The organism is Snodgrassella sp. ESL0304 (assembly GCF_013344995.1).
Lineage (GTDB): Bacteria > Pseudomonadota > Gammaproteobacteria > Burkholderiales > Neisseriaceae > Snodgrassella > Snodgrassella alvi.
Genome location: NZ_JAAEDR010000013.1, coordinates 219,996 through 239,422, shown reverse-complemented (window position 1 = coordinate 239,422; position 19,427 = coordinate 219,996). Strand labels below are relative to the sequence as shown.

Annotated in this window: 12 protein-coding genes; 8 read left to right on the top strand and 4 right to left on the bottom strand. The window is 38.9% G+C overall.

Annotation, left to right across the window (positions count from 1 at the left end; translation table 11 throughout):
* From GYX91_RS06825 to GYX91_RS06805, 5 genes are all read left to right on the top strand, one after another.
* On the top strand, nucleotides 1-117 hold a 117-nt coding region (locus tag GYX91_RS06825; protein ID WP_144340592.1), incomplete at its 5' end, for an integrase core domain-containing protein.
* Complete coding sequence (locus GYX91_RS06820) at nucleotides 114-833, top strand: hypothetical protein (protein WP_174830329.1); 720 nt, start codon at nucleotides 114-116, stop codon at nucleotides 831-833. The genes GYX91_RS06825 and GYX91_RS06820, both read left to right, overlap by 4 nt.
* A gap of 84 nt (nucleotides 834-917) precedes the next feature.
* The gene (locus GYX91_RS06815) at nucleotides 918-1,082 is read left to right on the top strand and encodes a hypothetical protein (RefSeq protein ID WP_174830327.1); all 165 of its coding nucleotides are present in this window, start codon (nucleotides 918-920) and stop codon (nucleotides 1,080-1,082) included.
* Between the two features lie 129 nt (nucleotides 1,083-1,211).
* On the top strand, nucleotides 1,212-2,198 hold the full coding sequence (locus GYX91_RS06810; RefSeq protein WP_174830325.1) for a hypothetical protein: 987 nt from the start codon (nucleotides 1,212-1,214) through the stop codon (nucleotides 2,196-2,198).
* 100 nt (nucleotides 2,199-2,298) lie between these two features.
* Nucleotides 2,299-8,385 carry a calcium-binding protein gene (locus GYX91_RS06805; protein ID WP_100125921.1) on the top strand — a complete coding sequence of 2,029 codons (6,087 nt, stop codon included), beginning with the start codon at nucleotides 2,299-2,301 and terminating at the stop codon, nucleotides 8,383-8,385.
* A gap of 434 nt (nucleotides 8,386-8,819) precedes the next feature.
* On the opposite strand, the gene GYX91_RS06800 is transcribed toward GYX91_RS06805, so the two are convergent.
* The 4 genes from GYX91_RS06800 to GYX91_RS06785 form a co-directional block, all read right to left on the bottom strand.
* Complete coding sequence (locus tag GYX91_RS06800; protein WP_025330996.1) at nucleotides 8,820-10,340, bottom strand: catalase; 1,521 nt, start codon at nucleotides 10,338-10,340, stop codon at nucleotides 8,820-8,822.
* A 292-nt stretch (nucleotides 10,341-10,632) separates the two neighbouring features.
* Nucleotides 10,633-10,980: an iron-sulfur cluster insertion protein ErpA gene (gene erpA / locus GYX91_RS06795; RefSeq protein WP_078474723.1), complete on the bottom strand. Its 348-nt coding sequence runs from the start codon at nucleotides 10,978-10,980 to the stop codon at nucleotides 10,633-10,635.
* A gap of 54 nt (nucleotides 10,981-11,034) precedes the next feature.
* Complete coding sequence (gene argC, locus GYX91_RS06790) at nucleotides 11,035-12,081, bottom strand: N-acetyl-gamma-glutamyl-phosphate reductase (RefSeq protein ID WP_144363189.1); 1,047 nt, start codon at nucleotides 12,079-12,081, stop codon at nucleotides 11,035-11,037.
* A 31-nt stretch (nucleotides 12,082-12,112) separates the two neighbouring features.
* Nucleotides 12,113-13,984, bottom strand: coding sequence for a potassium transporter Kup (locus GYX91_RS06785; RefSeq protein WP_238791323.1), 1,872 nt, complete (start codon nucleotides 13,982-13,984; stop codon nucleotides 12,113-12,115).
* Nucleotides 13,985-14,425: 441 nt separating this feature from the next.
* On the opposite strand from GYX91_RS06785, the gene rimP reads away from it, so the two are divergent.
* The 3 genes from rimP to infB are packed head-to-tail and all read left to right on the top strand — an operon-like array spanning nucleotide 14,426 to nucleotide 19,375.
* A complete protein-coding gene (rimP, locus tag GYX91_RS06780; RefSeq protein ID WP_084551043.1) occupies nucleotides 14,426-14,908 on the top strand; it encodes a ribosome maturation factor RimP in 483 nt (160 codons plus the stop codon).
* A 47-nt stretch (nucleotides 14,909-14,955) separates the two neighbouring features.
* Nucleotides 14,956-16,443, top strand: coding sequence for a transcription termination factor NusA (gene nusA, locus GYX91_RS06775; protein ID WP_037392462.1), 1,488 nt, complete (start codon nucleotides 14,956-14,958; stop codon nucleotides 16,441-16,443).
* Between the two features lie 10 nt (nucleotides 16,444-16,453).
* A complete protein-coding gene (infB, locus tag GYX91_RS06770) occupies nucleotides 16,454-19,375 on the top strand; it encodes a translation initiation factor IF-2 (protein WP_174830323.1) in 2,922 nt (973 codons plus the stop codon).
* Nucleotides 19,376-19,427 lie beyond the last annotated feature (52 nt).

The following is a 19,427-nucleotide window of genomic DNA, read 5'->3' as shown; positions in this document are numbered from 1 at the left end:
GAACAAGCAAGAAAAATAACGGAAGAATGGTTAGAAATATATAACACAGAAAGACCGCATGAAGCATTAAATAATATGACACCAATTGAATATAGAAACATGAAACAAATAGCATGATTTTCTACTTGGTTTGTGTGCTAACAATGGGGTATTTACAGACCTATTACACCAAAAAAGAGCTTTGGCATAAAGCAATGAAAAGCCTGATAGGAAAAATCATATATGAAAATAAATTATATTGGGAAAATAAGATAAAGAATATGGATGGTCAGTTTTTACTTACTTATCGTCAATGTACCAGGTCGGATAATTGCAGAGTATGGCAAGTACCAGTTGATCTAACAAATCAGAAGCTTAATAATTATATAGGTGTTCAAGATAATTATTTGGATAATATTAATGAACTTATTAAATTACCAAAAGTACAGACTTTTATATATGACTCAGATAAAAATTATATTAATTATAATTTTGGATTAGAAAAATTTATTTTAATACACCGAAAAACAAGTGAAGATTCTATTAAATTATATGGGAGTGATTGTTGTACAGTATATAATAAATCTGAATGGCAATTAATGAAGAAAAGAAAAAATTATGTCTTAGCATATAAAGAATCGATTTTTGATACTTTTGTAGAAGAATCAAGAATTCCTCCAGATGAAGATATAAATTCATTGGGAGTAGGTAATTATTATTTTGGTATAGATGGTTTTTTACCAAAAACCAAAACAAACTATTATCCGATAAATTATCCGTATGAAGTATTTTATTTAAATAATTGTGGCGATATTTTATATAAACCATATTTCTATAAAATAAATAAAATGTAATTATATGACAAATGTGATATATTTTGTAAAGCTTATTAATAATAGGTTTTATTAATATAAAATTATGTATGAAAGTATAAATATATGGCTTATAAATTAGAAAATGGGAAAGATTTAGTTAGTGTAGATGAGATTCTCGCCAGATATTTATGGAATCAGAAAACAGCACCGTCACCTTTGGAACTAGTTGATGATAAGTGGATACAATATGCAAGTACTGAGGGAGACGCCTTGATGATCGATGCATAGGAATATATGACGCATGGTGGTGGAGGATTTGTATCGGCAGCTGATTTTAAGTTGTAAATAGTTTTTATAAGTAATAGTTCTTTCAGTTTAAACAGATGAAATGCATATGTACAGGGAGAATATAAAAGTATGTTTTTGATATTTTTTGGAATTATCACAATCTATTTTGTCTTACCCTTACTTAGTGTTTGGATTTTGGTTAAAGTAATATCTTTAGCAAAAGCACACCCAAAACCGGCAAAATATACATTAATAACTATGTTCATTATATTGATGGTAGCAGGTGGCTTAAAAATACGAGATATATATTATGAAAAATCGCCGTATTACTTCTGGAATGAATTAATGCGGAAAAATCCTAAACCATTTAATGTATCACAAGAAGAGTTTGAGGCTAAGAACATGGCTGGGTATTGCTGGCGGGATAAGAAATATTATAGCAAGGAAGAGCTATGGCATAAGGCGATGAAAAGTTTAACTGGTCGAATGATATATGAAAATAAATTTTATTGGGATAATAAAGTAACTAATGTCGATGGCGAATTTTTACCAACTGCAGCTGATTGTAGACGTTCTCAGGGTTGTAGGGTGTTCAAGATTCCGATGAATCCAGATAAAGAAAAATTTCTAAAAGATGATATTGAAAATGAAGATGATTTTGGGAGAGTACTTGATATATTAGTTAAACATAATGAAGCGGAAAGCTTTATATTTGCGTCGGATAAAAATTATATTAATGATGATTTTAAGTTAAAAAACTATATTTTGATACATAAATTAGATAATCCAAATTATCTTTCTGTCTATGATAGTAATAGCTGCTGTACTGTTTTAAATAAATCAGAGTGGTCATTGATGAGAAAAAACTATATTTTAAAATATATCGGAATGGAAACAGCAGTATTTACGGGAAAATCTAAAATTCCCATTGATATTGACCTTAACTCTTGGGGTGTAGGTAATTTTTATTTGAGTGTTACATATTCTGATTCAATAACTGTGCCAGAATTTGTAGCTAAAGATAAAAGTAAAAGTTTTAAGGATACCAGAAAAGTTTATTTGTTAAATAATTGTGGCGATGTTTTATATAGACCAAATTATTGGTGGCGCAGGTAATTTACAATAAATTACTGATAACAACTTTAATTTTTTTTATTAATATAAGTTTTAATTTGTTTAATCTGTGGCCTTAAATATTAAATGAAAGGGTAATAACATGGCTTATGACGTGAATGCAGGTGAAGATTTAGTGAGAGTAGATGAGATTCTCGCCAGATATTTATGGAATCAGGAAACAGCACCGTCACCTTCGGAACTAGTTGATGATAAGTGGATACGAAATGCGAGTGCTAAGGGGGACGCCTTGATGATCGATGCACAGGAATATATGACGCATGGTGGTGGACGATTTGTATCGGCAGCTAATTTTGAGTTTTTTAAAAATTTCTTTTCTTCAGAGTTTTCGGCTGGCAGTTATGATTTTATTTCCATGTGGAATATATTAAAAGCGGACGACCCTCTTAGCCCAGAAATAAGCAATGATAAAAAGATAAAGAAGTTTACAAAATCTATTAGTCAATATACTACTGGTATTGGGTCTAGTGATTACTTAACTCGTGCCTTTATTTTTGGTTCAACAGGTTTTACTATTGATTTTGATTCAATAAAATTTGTGGTTAAAGCGGATGGCACAAAGGAAATTCAAGGGTTAAAAATAATTCCATGTGAAGATAATTTTGATTTTGATTCTATAAACGGGGTTGCTAATTACTTAAATGAAGATTTTAAAGAAGTGATCGATCCATTTGGAATAGGCAGAACGGTACCGATTAAATTTACAGGAGATGTGTCCGCCGTTACTGTGACAGATAAAGATTTTGCTCAATTGAAGAAAACTAAATTAGAGCAAGAAGGTATCGATAAAGTTGGTCTTCTAACAACACCAGCTTATTTAGCTGTAATTTGGAAACTAATCAAAGAATCTCCATCAATTAATTATATAGACTCTCACGGCAGAAAAGTGATTTATGATGGTAAAGGTAGATTTAATAAAGGTTCTCTAGAAGCAGAATCAGCAGGTTTATTGGAAATATTTTCCGATGATCCCGATTCAGTATTGATTGGTGGTGGTGGTGAAGATATTTTACAAGGTGGTAATGGTGATGATCTGTTAATAGGGTCGAGTTCTTATTCCGTTGAAAAAGATATACTTATGGGTGGCGAAGGCTATGATACTTATATTGCTGACAAAATGGATGTGATTGAGGATTCTGATGCTGAGGGGGCCATATTTAATGTAGATCGAAGTATTTCAGTTGCTAATAAATATATATTAACCGGAGGTTTTCATTATAAGAATGATCCTGAGAATACATATTATGGCCATGGGAATAAATATTACTGGGATGGTAAAGATCTAATAATTAATGATGGATTAACGGTTAAAAATTTTAACAATGGAGATTTAAATATCCGGCTGAGAGAAAAAGATGATACTCGGCCGGATTTCAAGGATGCAGAGAATATCAGATCACCTATTATTATTGATATGAATGGAGATGGTGTAAAAACTACTGCACAAGGTAAGCATACATATTTTGATCATGATGGAAATGGTTTTGCAGAGAATACTGGCTGGGTTGATAGTAATGATGCACTACTGGTTTTAGACCGTAATCAAAACGGATTGATTGATGACGGAAAAGAGTTATTTGGCAGTAATACTTTATTATCTTCTAGTAAAAAAGCACAAAATGGATTCGAAGCCCTGGCTGAATTTGATGAGAATCGAGATGGTGTAATTGATACTGCTGATTCAGTGTGGTCGAGATTACAATTATGGCAAGATAAAAATCAGAATGGTTTAGTTGATGAGGGAGAATTATTGTCGCTGAGTAATACTCAGATTACAGCGATAGGACTTAAATATCTGAAAGGTGATAAAAAAGATGAGAATGGTCATGAGCACAGAGAAACATCTCAAGTTACCTGGGTAGACGGGCATCAGACAGATGCAACAGATGTATGGTTTAAGGTAGATAAAGGAGATACTTTTAATACTGATAACTTGGCAATTGATAAAGATATAGCGAAATTACCTTATATACAAGGCTTTGGTAATGTATCAGATCTGCATACTGCTATGCAGAAAGATGCTGTTCTAAAGGAAATGGTTAAAGCTTATCTGACAGCTGATACTAAAACACGTGAATCATTACTGAACAATTTGATTTATAGATGGACTGGTTCTGAACAGATTGATCCCGTAAGTCGAGGAAAATATATTGATGACGCACGGAAGTTGGTAACTTTAGAAAATCTAACCGGCTCAGATTTTTTAGGTACTTGGTGCTGGGGAGAAATTGATTCAGATCCTCATTCAAAAGCAGCACCTATACTTATTAAGGAGTTTAATAAATTTGCAGAATATGTTTCTGCCAGTTTATTGGCTGAAGGAGTATATAAAGAGCTATTTTCCCCGATTATTCTGGCGCAGTGGAATGCTGAACAGCAAAATATTGGATATGATTACTCTAAGCTAAATCAAGAGCTTGTAAAATTAGTTGAAGATAATCAGCTGGTCGAAGCTAGAGAATTGATGCAAATTGATAAGAATCTTGGTAAATATAATAGTGAGGCAAAAGAAAGAAGGCTGAATAATATCAGAAAATTCACTAAAGAAGCCAATAATGAAATGGTTTCTAAATTATACGGAGAATTAGAAAATATTTATTTCAGTACGACTGGAAATGATGTTTTTGTCGGACAGAAGAATCAGAAAGATCGGTATATATTTCGGATAGGTCATGGTCAAGATGTAATAGAAGATAGAGGTTATGTAAAAGCTGATGAAAATGAATTACATTTTGAAGGAGCAAAATCTTCAGATGTGCTATTTTTGCGGGATAAAAAAAATTTAATTATAAAAGCTTATGGAGCGAATGACTCGGTAATATTATCTGATTACTTTTCATATTGGAATATATGGGATTTTTTTAAATTTGTATTTGAAGATGAAAATGTTTCTGCGAAAGATTTAGAAAGTAGGTATATTATTACACAGAATGGTGATGATAAAGATAACAGAATCGATGGTTGGCACGGTAAAGATCTCATCAAGGGAGGGGCAGGAAACGACGAATTATATGGAGAAGATGGCTATGATATTTTGATAGGGGGGGCAGGAAACGACAAATTATATGGGGGAAATGGTCATAAAGATCGTTATGAATTTGAAGCCGGACATGGAGCAGATATAGTTTATGATGAAGGTAATCGAATTATTAACCCTAAAAATCAACGCAATGATCTAGTATTTAAAGGTGCTAAATTCTCAGAAACAAGATTTATTTGTGTTAATAAATATGACTTAGTTATTCAGGCATATGGGGCTGAAGATTCGGTAACTCTGCCAAATTTTTTTAATGCTGATTATTATGCAAGCAGAGAATTCAACTTCATATTTGATGATCAAAGTATTACATATGAAGATCTTTATGAATATCCTTTGTTAGGAAGTGATAAAGATGGTGTTCTGAATGGAGGAAAAGGAAATGATGTTCTGAATGGAAAAAAAGGCAACAACATTCTTAATGGTAATGATGGTAATGATATTTTAGTTGGCGGAGCTGGAAAAGATATTTTGAATGGAGGAGATGGTGACGATATTTTATGGGGAGGTTTTGATTATGATGTTCTGAATGGCGGTAGCGGAAATGATGTTTTAAACGGCGGTGATTGTCATAAGGACCGTTATGAATTTGAAGCCGGACATGGTAAGGACATAGTTAATGATTTAGGATATATGGATAAACAACGTCAGGATGAGCGTAATGATCTGATATTTAAGGGAGCTAATCTTGCAGATGCTAAATTTATCCGTTCTGGTGAAGATTTGGTTATTTATGCATATGGATCAGATGATTCAGTAACCTTGCCCGATTATTTTAATACTGTTTTTAATTTTATAAATGAATATAACAGAGCTTTTAATTTTGTGTTTGAAGATAAAAGTGTTACCTATGAAGATATTGAAAGAAATTTTCCTTTCACTCAAAATGGTGATGAAAAAGATAATGTTATTTCGGGCTGGCAAGGAATTGATATTTTAAACGGAGGGGCTGGTAATGACACTCTCAAAGGTGAAAATGGCAACGATATCCTGAATGGAGGAGCTGGTGACGATATTTTATGGGGAGGTGAGGGTTATGATATTCTGAATGGCGGGACCGGAAATGATATTTTATGGGGAGGTGAGGGTTATGATATTTTGAATGGCGGGACCGGAAATGATATTTTAAACGGCGGTGATTGGCAAAAGGACCGGTATGAATTTGAAGCCGGACATGGTTACGATGTAATTGATGATAGAGGGGAAAACTCTATAGAATATATAGAACGTCGTGATGATGTAGTATTTAAAGGTGCTAATTTTGCGGATGCTGAATTTATCTGTTCAGAAAACAACCTTATCATAAAAGCATATGGAACAGAAGACTCTGTAACTTTACTAAATTATTTTAAATATCTCAATAATACTAGAAATGCATTTAATTTTATCTTTGATGATCAGACGATTACTTACGAAGATATGAAAAATATTAGGACCTACATTTTCAATGGAGATGAAAATAACAATATAATTTATGGTACTTTTGCAAATGATATTTTGAATGGTGGGGCTGGTAATGACAGACTTTACGGAGGTGAAGGTTATGATATTTTAATCGGTGGTACCGGTAATGATGTAATGATGGGTGGTAATAATCATAAAGATCGTTATGAATTTGAAATAGGACATGGACAGGATACAATAATTGATCGTGGTCACAATAGATATGTAGATAATAATGAATTAGTGTTTAAAGGCGCAATATTAGCAGACGCAAAATTTATGCGATCCGGAGATGATCTAATTGTTCTGGCGTATGGAACAGAGGATTCAGTTACACTAGAGGACTATTTTTATAATGGGGAAATAAGCACCGCTGCATTTAATTTTATTTTTGATGATCAAATTATTATTAAATCTCAGCTTAGACAAAAATTTACTATTACTCAATATGGAAATGAACGTGATAATGTGATGTTTGGCTGGGATGGAGATGATATTCTAATTGGAGGCGCAGGCAATGATACTTTATCAGGAGGTTTTGGCATTAATATTTTGGATGGGGGGGAAGGCGACGATATCCTTAATTCTCAGGGAAAAGGCGATATTTTAATCGGTGGAACAGGAAATGACATACTTAACGGATGCGATCGAGTTGACCAATATGAGTTTGAGATAGGACATGGTCAGGATGTAATTAATGATTTTGATACTTCGATTGATCTTAAATGGAGCCGTAATAAAGTAATTTTTAAAGGTGCTAATCTGGCAGATGCTGAGTTTATACGATATGGAAAAGATATGGTTATTCGGGCATATCGATCTGAAGATTCTGTAACTTTCTCTAATTATTTTGATGATAGCTTTGAAGGTAAAGCATTCAGTTTTATATTTGATGATCAGAAGCTTACTTATGAAAATTTTGTTGATAAATATTTCGTGATTCAGAGTGCAGATGAAAAGAGTAATATTATTTTTGGATGGGAGGGAAAAGATATTCTACAAGGAGGAGCAGGTGATGATACATTATGGGGTGAAAAAGGCAATGATATTTTAAATGGTGGTGCGGGTAATGATATTCTGAATGGAGGTTCAGGAAACGATGTTCTGATTGGAGGAACTGGTAATGACATTTTAAATGGCGGTGATTTTTATAAAGACTGTTATGAATTTGAAGCCGGTCATGGTCAGGATGTGGTGAATGATTTAGGCTATATGGATAAAAAAAATAAAGATCAACGTAATGATTTGGTGTTTAAAGGTGCTAGTCTGGCCGATGCTGAATTTATCCGTTCTGGCAATGATCTGATTATTCAGGCGTATGGAACAGCAGATTCAGTGACCTTACCTGATTATTTTAATACTAAAAATAAAAATAGCAGGGCTTTTAATTTTGTGTTTGAAGATAAAAGCGTTACCTATGAAGATATGAAGAAAAATCGTTCCTTTGGTGTAACTAAAGCTGAAAATGGAAATGATATTGTTAATCTACGGAATATTGCTTCCAGTGATTTGGCAGATAACACACCACTTAAAGGTAAATTTGTTTCTAATCATAGTAATGATCCTTCAGCACAGATTCAGAATTTACTTTCAGCCATGGCAGGATTTACTCCCGCTATTGATGATAGATTAAATTCGGTGGAGCCGATACAGCAATCTATGCATTTAACAAGTGCCCCTGCTTATTGAATAAATTGGTTTATTCATTAATTAAGCCTAGGTAATAAAATACCCGTAATTGCTGATTATGGGTATTTTTATTGTGCATGAAATTATCTGTGGAAAATTTAGAATAAAGATAAATGTTAATTTAATGCAGAATTTGAAGGTTTGAAATAAGTCGATGATCGATGAATAGTCATTAAAGAAATTCAGGTAATTAATATTATGAATTTTAAATATTAAAATATTTTGATACATTTTTATGTTGTAGTTTAATTTATAGTTTTTCATTCCCTTTATATAGAACATTTTTCTGATTAAATTATTTTAATGTTTTAGTTGTTTATGAATCCGGATTAATAAAGATTTTAGTTTTAATAAATTATCTAACGGAAATATATTTCTATATAAAAATCCTTAAACGTTATTGTTTAAGGATTTTTATCAATTAATGATTAAGTTTAAATCAGAACAGCACATCCCTGTGCTGGGTCACTGCTGCGTGCTGCTATAGCTGCTTCTACTGTCATGCCCAGTGCTTTGGCTACGCCTGCACCATAGTCCGGATGGCAGGCATTGCAGTTACGAATATGTCTGTATTTGATAAAGTCAGGTGCATCACCCATAGCTCGTGCTGTGTTTTCAAACAGTACCTGCTTCTGGTTATCATTCATTAAGTTAAATAAGGCGCGGGGCTGGCTGAAATAGTCATTATCGTCTTCGTGGAAATTCCAGAAATCAGCATCACCATGTATTTTAAGCGGAGGTTCACGAAATTCAGGCTGTTCCTGCCATTGATGAAAGCTGTTAGGCTCGTAATGGGGCAGACTTCCATAATTGTCATCTACCCGGGTTGTACCATCACGATGGTTACTGAAAACGGGACAGCGTGCTTTATTAACGGGTATCTGATGATGATTGACCCCTACACGGTAGCGGGCAGCGTCTGCGTAATTATACAGGCGTGCTTGTAATACTTTGTCAGGAGAAACGCTGATTCCCGGCACCAGATTACTAGGAGCGAAAGCAGCCTGTTCAACGTCAAGATAATAGTTATCCGGGTTGCGGTTTAGTTCGAATTCGCCCACCTCGATAAGCGGATAATCGCCATGCGGCCATACTTTAGATAAATCAAACGGATGATAGGGTACTTTTTCTGCATCGGTTTCCGGCATGATTTGAATATACATTGTCCATTTAGGAAAATTACCGGATTCGATAGCATTGTAAAGATCGCGCTGATGGCTGTCACGATCTTGTCCCATGATAGTGGCGGCCTCTTCATCGGTAAGGTTTTTAATTCCCTGTTGAGTGCGGAAGTGAAATTTAACCCAGAAGCGTTCTTTATTAGCGTTAATGAAACTAAATGTATGTGAACCGAAACCATGCATATGCCGGTAACTGGCCGGTATGCCTCTGTCGGACATGGTAATGGTTACCTGATGAAATGATTCCGGCAGTAAAGTCCAGTAGTCCCAGTTATAAGTAGGGCTGCGTAGATTGGTACGGGGGTCGCGTTTGACGGCTTTATTAAGGTCTGGAAATTTACGCGGATCACGCAGAAAAAATACAGGTGTATTATTGCCTACCAGATCCCAATTGCCCTGTTCGGTATAAAAGCGCATGGCAAAGCCGCGGATATCGCGCTCAGCATCTCCGCCACCGCGTTCAGCTGCTACTTCGGAAAAGCGTACAAACATTTCGGTTTTTTTGCCAATCTGGCTGAATAGTTTGGCACATGTATATTTGGTTATATCGTGGGTAACTGTGAAAGTACCAAATGCACCTGAGCCTTTTGCATGCATCCGGCGTTCAGGGATAACTTCACGGACAAAATTGGCCAGTCTTTCGTTCAGCCATAAATCTTGAGCCAGTAAAGGACCGCGTGGTCCGGCTGTAAGACTATTCTGATTATCAGAGACAGGCGCCCCCTGATCTGTTGTGAGATGGGTTACCGGGCATTTTTTTATATCATGGTTCATGGTAAAGCTCCTTGTTAATTTGTTATTAAAAAAGGCCTTTACTGCTTTTGGCTACCCAGATGATTATAGGCTTAAGTATAAAATCGAATGTTAACTGTTTGTTATTTTTACATTTTATTGTAAATGACAATTATTTTTAAATTGTGTGAAATTTTTAATGTATTGAGTTTTAAAGTGAACAATTTTTGGTTATCGCTGGTTGTTGCCCATAAATAAACCAGCCTGCTTTGGCTGGTTTAGAAAATTAATTCAGTTGTTTGAGTAAAGAAATCTTGCTATATAGTCGATTCACTTAAACAGAGAAAGACGAGCCACAGCCACAGGTGGTAGTTGCATTAGGGTTACGGATAACAAATTGTGAACCGTGCAGACTTTCAGAATAATCGATTTCAGCACCAACCAGATACTGATAACTCATTGGATCGATCAGAAATGTTAAGCCATTTTTCTGGATTTCAAAATCATCATCATTAACGATTTCATCAAAAGTAAAACCGTACTGGAAACCTGAGCATCCTCCCCCTGTTACAAATACGCGCAGTTTCAGGTCCGGATTGTTTTCTTCTGCAATTAAATCTTTTACTTTGGTACAACAGCTTTCAGTAAAGATAATCGGTGTTTCAATATCGGTTTCTGACATGGTGTAGTCCTTTTAATAATATGTGCATACTTGATTGTCTATCCTGCTGACCGGTTATGGCAAGAGGGGAATAAGATTTAATCCGCTTTTTTCATCAAGCCCGAACATGATATTCATATTCTGTACAGCTTGTCCGGCTGCACCTTTTACCAGATTATCAATTACAGAAAGAATAATCCAGGTATTATTCTGCGGCGCAGGTTGTATACTGATGCGGCAGAGATTTGCTCCGCGGACTGAGCGGGTTTCAGGTGTGCTGCCAGCAGGCATGACATCAACAAACGGGCTGGATTGATAATAATCGGCAATCAACTGATATGGGTTGCAACCTTCTTTTACCTGAATATATATGGTGGCATGCATGCCGCGAATCAAGGGCGTCAGATGAGGTACAAACACCAGACTGTTACCTGAATTAGGTTGTAAAAGATTCAGTGTTTGCCTGATTTCCGGTAAATGTCTGTGTCCGCTGATACCATAAGCTTTGAAATTATCGCTGCATTCTGCGAACAGGTTACCGGTATTTGCTTTGCGACCTGCACCAGATACTCCTGATTTACAATCGGCAATAAGCGGCATGTCATGAATCAGACATTGTTGCTGCAATAACGGTAATAAAGGCAGGCTGACACAAGTCGGATAGCAGCCCGGATTGGCTACCAGCTGCGCCTGAGTAATGGCAGTACGGTTCAGTTCCGCCAAACCATAAACAGCTTTTGCGATCCATTCGGGGCTGGCATGAGTAAACGGATACCATTTTTGCCAGACTGCTACATCTTTGATACGGTAATCTGCAGACAGGTCGATTACTTTAACTCCCTGTGTCAGTAATATTGGAGCCTCATGCATGGCTACACCGTTAGGTGTTGCAAAAAATACTAAGTCACATTTACTTAAGTCGGCCTGATCGGGATGTTGGAAAATCAAATGATCATAGATGCCGCGCAAACTGGGAAAATAATCGCTTAGCGTTGTTCCGGTAGTGCTGCGGCTGGTAACGGTGATGATTTCAGCTTCCGGATGCTGTGCCAGTAAACGTAATAGTTCTACACCAGTATAACCTGTGGCTCCGACTATGCCGATTTTAATGCTCATATGGATCTCTCATGAATTTTTTGCAATTGCTGTGTAGTTAAATCACGACCTGAGCGCCGAGTTCGACGACGCGGTTAGCCGGTATATGATAGTAATTACCGGCTGAAGCACTGTTTTTATATAACCATTTGAAAAGGCGTGCACGTAACCGCCCCATATTGCCATGTTTGGTTTTGGCGGCAACAACAATGCTGTCGTGTGACAGAAAAAAAGAGGTATCCATGGTATCAAGTTTAATTCCTTGTTCAGCCATCAATTTCAGAATATGGGTGATATTGGCTGTTTCCTGAAAACCATAATTGGCGATGACTCTGGTAAAGCGGGGACCAATCTGTTTCATGGCAATACGGTCATTATCGGCCACATAGGGTATTTCTTTGGTTTTGACGCTGAGCAATACATTATAGCTATGCAGTACTTTATTGTGTTTCAGATTATGCAGGAGTGCTCGTGGAATGCTGAACGGGTCGGAAACCATGAATACTGCATTGCCGGAAACAATCTGAGGCGGGTAGTCGTGCAGGTTTTCAACAAAATTATCCAATGAAAATTCCTGATTTTGCTGTGCCTGTAGCAATTGTGCCTGTCCGCGACGCCATGTTGAGAATAATGTAACCACAATCAGGGCTACCATTACCGGGAACCAGCCGCCATGAATTAGTTTTAGCAGGTTACTGCTGAAGAAAACCAGATCAAAACACAGAAAAACCGAAGTAAGCAGTAAGGCAAGCGGGATTGGCCAGCGCCAGTTTTTAATCATTACTACGCAGAACAGACATGAGGTAATAACCATGGTACCCGTAACTGCAATACCGTAAGCTGAAGCCAGATGTTCTGAATCGTGAAAAGCCAGTACTACTAATGTGACTGCTACCAGTAACAGCCAGTTAACCAGCGGCAGGTAAATCTGACCAACTTCTTCATTATTGGTATGGATAATATTCATGCGTGGGGCAAAGCCAAGCTGTATTGCCTGACGGGTAAGCGAGTAGGCTCCAGCAATAACGGCCTGACTGGCAATAATAGTTGCAAAAGTAGCCAGAATAATTAATGGAATCAATAGCCAGTGCGGTGCGCTGAGAAAAAACGGGTTATTAATTGCATTCGGATTATGCAGAATCAGGGCACCCTGACCCAGATAATTGATAATCAGACTAGGTAAAACAATTTTTATCCATGCTGTCTGGATTGGTTTACGACCAAAATGTCCCATATCGGCATAGAGGGCTTCTGCACCGGTTACAGCCAGTACAACGCAGCCCAGCCCGATAAAACCGTCCCAGCCATGATTAATGGCAAAATTAATTGCATAGAAAGGGCTGAAAGCAAGAATAATTTTCGGAGCCTGAACTATCTGATACAGACCTATCAGTGCAATAGCACTAAACCATATCAGCATAACCGGACCAAACAGTGTACCGATTTTGTGTGTACCTTTTTTTTGAATGAAAAAAAGTCCGAACAGGATAATCAATGCTATTGGCATAACATAAGACCGGAAGCTTTCACTGATTACCGTTAACCCCTCTGCAGCGGATAAAACCGATACGGCCGGCGTAATCATGGCATCACCGTAAAAAAGAGCGGTGCCGGTAAGCCCCATCATCATCACAATCCATACAGGTTTACCCTTAAGATGCTGCATTGCCTGCTGCATCAGTACAACAACGCCGCCTTCACCATTATTATCGGCTCGCAGAATAAACAGAACATATTTCAGAGTAACGATCAGGAGTAATGACCATACAATCAAAGAAACAAAGCCCAGTACATTAGTTTCTGTGGGAGCGATTGTAGAAGCGCGGAAGCTTTCTTTTAAGGCATACAGAGGACTGGTTCCAATGTCACCGTAAACAATACCCAATGCAGCCAGTGTCATTGCGGTATTGGCAGAAAACTGTTTACGCATTTATTTACCTCTAGTGATTATAGGGGAGTGCAGTTTAGTCTTAACGTCAACTTTAGCCAATCCCTTAAGTGTGAGTTTCTTTAGTTTTTTATTCAATAGTCATAGCAACTTATAATTAATTCATATTAATTTTGTGCTTTTGGATATGATACAGATGCATCATTTATCAGTATATCTGAACGAAACGGTAAATTGTTGACATTATTTCATAATTTGTTATGAAAAATTTACATAATGTTAATTATTATGACTGATTTCAGACAGTGATTATACAGTGCCGATGACGCAATTAATTGATATGTTTGTGCTAATCGGTATTAATTTTAAATTTGAATAATGGCAGGTGGTTTCTTTTTTTTCAACAATGAGTTAAAATAAAGAAATTTTTCGAATTATTGAGAAATGGCCCTAAGGCCATTTTTTTGTTTTTATGGAGCACAGATGGATATTCAGGGCATTTTAGAAAAAACTTTGCCGGGTCTGGGCTATGAGCTGGTTAATTATGAGCTGACTGCTCAGGGGGATTTACGCGTCTTTATTGATAAGGCAGAAGGCGGTATTTCCCTGGATGATTGTGTTGCGGTCAGTAATCATTTAAGCCGGGTATTGGCTGTAGAGGATGTGGATTATCAGCGTCTGGAAATTTCCAGCCCGGGCTTAGACCGTCCTTTAACCAAACCGGCAGATTTTACGCGTTTTGCCGGGCAACTGGCCAAGATTAAGACACGTTTGCCTATAGATGGGCAGAAGAATTTTATTGGTCGGATTAATGGTATTGATGAAAACGATTTAATCAGTATTACGCTGGAAGAAATTAATGAAGCGCGTCGAGCCAAACGTGCTGCTGTGGCAGCCGGTAAGACGGTTTTAATAGAATGGCAGAATATTGATAAAGCACGTTTAAAACCAGAATTTGATTTTTAAATTGAAATTTCATATTTTTGTAAGCAAAGGCTTACAAGGAGAATTAAATGAGTCGTGAAATTTTACTACTGGCCGAAGCTTTGGCGAGTGAAAAAAATGTAGATACAGAAGTAGTATTCAGCGCGCTGGAATTTGCTCTGGCCAGTGCGGCAAAGAAAAAAACTGAGCGTGAAAATATGGATGTGCGGGTAGTGATTAACCGCAATACCGGCGATTACAGCAGTTTTCGCCGCTGGCTGATTGTGGCTGATGAGGATTATACCTATCCCGATATTCAAAAAACCATTGAAGAGATTCAGGAAGAAATTCCGGGAACTACGCTGCAGATTGGTGAGTATTACGAAGAACCAATCGAAAATGTGGAATTTGGCCGGATTGGCGCACAGACAGCCAAACAGGTTATTTTGCAGCGCATTCGCGATGCAGAACGTGAACAGATTTTAAATGAATTTTTACAGCGTAAGGATAGCCTTGTTCTGGGTACGATTAAGCGTGTGGAACGACACGGCGCAATCGTAGAAATTGGCCGTCTGGAAGCACTGTTGCCGCGAGATCAGATGATTCCGCGCGAAAACTTCCGTAATGGCGACAGAGTACGGGCTTTGTTTTTACGGGTAGACCAGATTGGTAACCGCAGTCAGGTTATTCTGACACGTACTTCGCGAGAATTCCTGTTAAAACTGTTTGAAATGGAAGTGCCGGAAATTGAAGACGGTCTGCTGGAAATCAAGGAAGTAACACGTGATCCGGGTTTACGTGCCAAAATTGCGGTGAAATCCAATGATGCACGTATTGATCCGCAGGGTACCTGTATTGGTGTACGCGGTTCGCGTGTCAATGCAGTAACGGAAGAATTAGCAGGTGAGCGTATTGATGTAGTGCTGTGGTCACCTGAAACTGCACAGTTTGTGATTAATGCGCTGAGCCCTGCAGAAGTAACTCGTATTCTGATAGATGAAGATCATCATTCTGTTGATGTGATTGTGGCAGAAGATCAGCTGGCCCTGGCAATCGGACGTGGCGGACAGAATGTACGTCTGGCAGCCGAACTAACAGGCTGGCAGCTGAACATCATGACTGTGGATGAGGCTCAGGAACGCCACGAAGCTGAAGATAAAGCCGTACGTGAGCTGTTTATCAATAACCTGGGTGTTGATGAAAACGTAGCTGAGGTACTGGTTCAGGAAGGCTTTACCAGCCTGGAAGAAGTGGCTTATGTTCCTGTTCAGGAAATGCTGGAAATTGAGGGTTTTGATGAAAGTACGGTAGAAGAATTGCGTAATCGTGCCCGTGATGCCATTTTAACCCTGGCCATCGCCTCTGAAGAGCAGTTAGAGCACATGGACGAAGATTTGAAAAATCTGGAAGGTGTTGATCAGGAAATGCTGCATGATCTGGCCAATGAAGGAATTAAAACCCGTGATGATCTGGCCGAATTGTCAGTAGATGAACTGATTGAAATTACAGGCATTGATGAGGAAACCGCCAAGAAAGTGGTGATGGCAGCACGCGCCCACTGGTTTGACGAAGTATGAGGGTACGCGAATGAGTAATCAAATAACTGTAGAACAATTTGCCTCGGAACTGCATTTATCAACCTCAAGGTTGCTGGAACAGTTAGCCGAAGCAGGAGTACACAAACAGGCAGCGACGGATAAACTGACAGCTGCAGATAAAAAACAGTTGCTGGTTTATTTAAAGCAGTCTAATGGTAGTCAGTCTGCCGGTACCATCACGCTGAATCGTAAAAAACCAGCTGAAAAAAGTACTGTTGGCGGCGTTGAAGTTGAAACCCGCCGGCGGCGGCGTATTGCTGTACCGCCGGAAGAACAGGAAGCCAGAAAGGCAGAAGAAAAACAGAATCTTCCGCAGCCTGAATCCGAACCGGTGAAAACAGCAGATACTGAGGCTGAAGAACTGGCAAGAAAAGCTGCTGAAGAGCAGGCTGAAGCGCGACGCAGAGAAGAATCTGCTGCGGCAGCAGCTGCAGAAGCAGCACGTCTGAAAGCAGCAGCGGCGGCCAGTAAAACCGAACAGAAACCTAAAGTGGAATCTGTGCAGACAGAAGTGGTAAAACAGGAAGTGAAACAGCAACAGAACGCAGCAGCTCAACCTGCAGAAGTACCTGCTGATAAAAAGCCAGCAGCAGACAAAACTGAGCAGTCTAAATCCAAGCGCAACAACCGTAACCGGAATGCGAAAAAAATTGATTTGGCTGCACTTAAGGCTGAAGCAGCTAAGCCGATTATCAGTCCTGAAGAGCAGGCTCAGCGTGATGAAGAAGCCAGACGTGCTGAAGCCATGCGCGCTCATCGTGAAATGTTACTGAAACAGAAACAGGAACGTCAGGCACGGCGCGAAGCAGCTAAACAGCAGGCTAAGGAAGAAAGTAAAGCAGTTAGTGAGCAGAAAACTGCTGAAGTGCGTTCGGCTAAGCCAACTGAGAAAAAACCGGTGAGCAGTAATGCACCGAAAGCAGCAGAAAACGTGTCTGAATCGGCAGGCCGGCGTAAAAAAGATGAGCAGCGTCATCAGCGTGAAGACGATATGCCAAAAGGTAAATCAGCGCGCGGTGGTAAAAACCGGCTCTCGGCAGATGCGGCTAACTCAGAAGAGGGGCGCAGCAGCAGACGAGGTGGTAAAAAAGGTGGTAAGAAACAGCTTAAACTGGAACCAAATCAGCATGCCTTCCAGGCACCTACTGAGCCTGTAGTTCATGAAGTGCTGGTGCCGGAAACCATCACAGCTGCTGAGCTCGCACACAAAATGGCTGTTAAGGCTGCAGAAGTGATTAAAACCCTGATGAAGATGGGTATGATGGTGACCATTAACCAGTCACTGGATCAGGAAACTGCGCTGATTGTAGTTGAAGAAATGGGGCATATTGGTAAGGCTGCTGCAGCTGATGATCCTGAAGCCTTTCTGGATGAAGATACTACCGTTACTGAGGCCGAAAAATTACCCCGTCCGCCGGTGGTTACTGTGATGGGGCATGTAGACCATGGTAAAACATCCTTACTGGACTATATTCGCCGTGCTCGTGTTGTGCAGGGTGAAGCAGGTGGTATTACACAGCATATTGGTGCCTATCATGTGGAAACTCCGCGCGGTGTAATTACATTCCTGGATACGCCGGGACATGAAGCATTTACTGCTATGCGTGCCCGCGGTGCGCAGGCTACCGATATCGTGATTCTGGTGGTGGCTGCTGATGATGGAGTAATGCCTCAGACTATTGAAGCCATTGCACATGCTAAAGCTGCAAAAGTACCTTTAGTGGTGGCTGTAAATAAGATTGATAAAGAAGGTGCCAATCCTGAACGTATTCGTCAGGAACTGACAGCACATGAAGTCATTCCTGATTCATGGGGTGGTGATGTACAGTTTATTGATGTTTCGGCCAAACAGGGCACCAATATTGATGCATTGCTGGAAGCAGTATTGCTGGAAGCAGATGTTCTGGAGCTGAAAGCACCTGTAGATTCAGCTGCTAAAGGTATTGTTGTCGAGTCACGTCTGGATAAAGGGCGTGGTGCGGTAGCAACCTTGCTGGTACAAAGCGGTACGTTGCGTAAAGGTGATGTTGTGCTTGCCGGTACAACTTTTGGTCGTGTACGTGCCATGGTAGATGAGAACGGCAAAACCATTACTGATGCCGGTCCGTCTATTCCGGTAGAAATTCTGGGCTTGTCAGATGTACCTAATGCTGGTGAAGATTTTATTGTACTGGCTGATGAGAAAAAAGCACGTGAAATTGCTCTGTTCCGTCAGGGTAAATATCGTGATGTACGACTGGCTAAACAGCAGGCCGCCAAACTGGAAAACATGTTTAACAACATGGGTGAAAATCAGGCGCAAAGCTTGCCGATTATTATTAAAGCAGATGTTCAAGGTTCTTATGAGGCCTTAGCAGGTAGTTTACGTAAACTGTCTACTAATGAAGTACGGGTTGATGTATTGCATAGTGGTGTAGGTGGTGTGACAGAATCTGATGTGAATCTGGCTATCGCCTCTGGCGCAGTTATCATTGGTTTTAATGTACGTGCTGATGCCACTGCACGTAAATTGGCTGAACATGAAGGTATTGAGATCCGGTATTACAATATCATTTATGATGCTATAGATGATGTGAAGGCAGCTTTAAGCGGTATGCTGGCACCAGAACAAAAAGAAAATGTGATTGGTACAGTAGAAATTCGTCAGGTTATTAACGTATCAAAAGTGGGTAATATCGCCGGCTGTATGGTAACCGATGGTTTAATCAAGCGTGATTCTCATGTTCGGTTAATTCGTAATAATGTGGTTGTGCATACAGGTGAACTGGCTTCATTAAAACGCTTTAAAGATGATGTTAAGGAAGTACGTCAAGGCTTCGAATGTGGTCTGATGCTGAAAAACTTCAATGAAATTATGGAAGGTGATCAGCTGGAAGTCTTTGAGGTAGTTGAAGTTGCCCGTAAGCTTTAAAATGATTTAGGGTATAACAGGCAGCCAGAGAAGTTTCCGGCTGCCTGAATTT

Coding starts and splice junctions, on each gene's coding strand:
- infB (WP_174830323.1), top strand. CDS start 16,454: ATGAGTAATCAAATAACTGTAGAACAATTTGCCTCGGAACTGCATTTA.
- rimP (WP_084551043.1), top strand. CDS start 14,426: ATGGATATTCAGGGCATTTTAGAAAAAACTTTGCCGGGTCTGGGCTAT.
- GYX91_RS06805 (WP_100125921.1), top strand. CDS start 2,299: ATGGCTTATGACGTGAATGCAGGTGAAGATTTAGTGAGAGTAGATGAG.
- nusA (WP_037392462.1), top strand. CDS start 14,956: ATGAGTCGTGAAATTTTACTACTGGCCGAAGCTTTGGCGAGTGAAAAA.
- GYX91_RS06815 (WP_174830327.1), top strand. CDS start 918: ATGGCTTATAAATTAGAAAATGGGAAAGATTTAGTTAGTGTAGATGAG.
- GYX91_RS06810 (WP_174830325.1), top strand. CDS start 1,212: ATGTTTTTGATATTTTTTGGAATTATCACAATCTATTTTGTCTTACCC.
- erpA (WP_078474723.1), bottom strand. CDS start 10,980: ATGTCAGAAACCGATATTGAAACACCGATTATCTTTACTGAAAGCTGT.
- GYX91_RS06785 (WP_238791323.1), bottom strand. CDS start 13,984: ATGCGTAAACAGTTTTCTGCCAATACCGCAATGACACTGGCTGCATTG.
- GYX91_RS06820 (WP_174830329.1), top strand. CDS start 114: ATGATTTTCTACTTGGTTTGTGTGCTAACAATGGGGTATTTACAGACC.
- GYX91_RS06800 (WP_025330996.1), bottom strand. CDS start 10,340: ATGAACCATGATATAAAAAAATGCCCGGTAACCCATCTCACAACAGAT.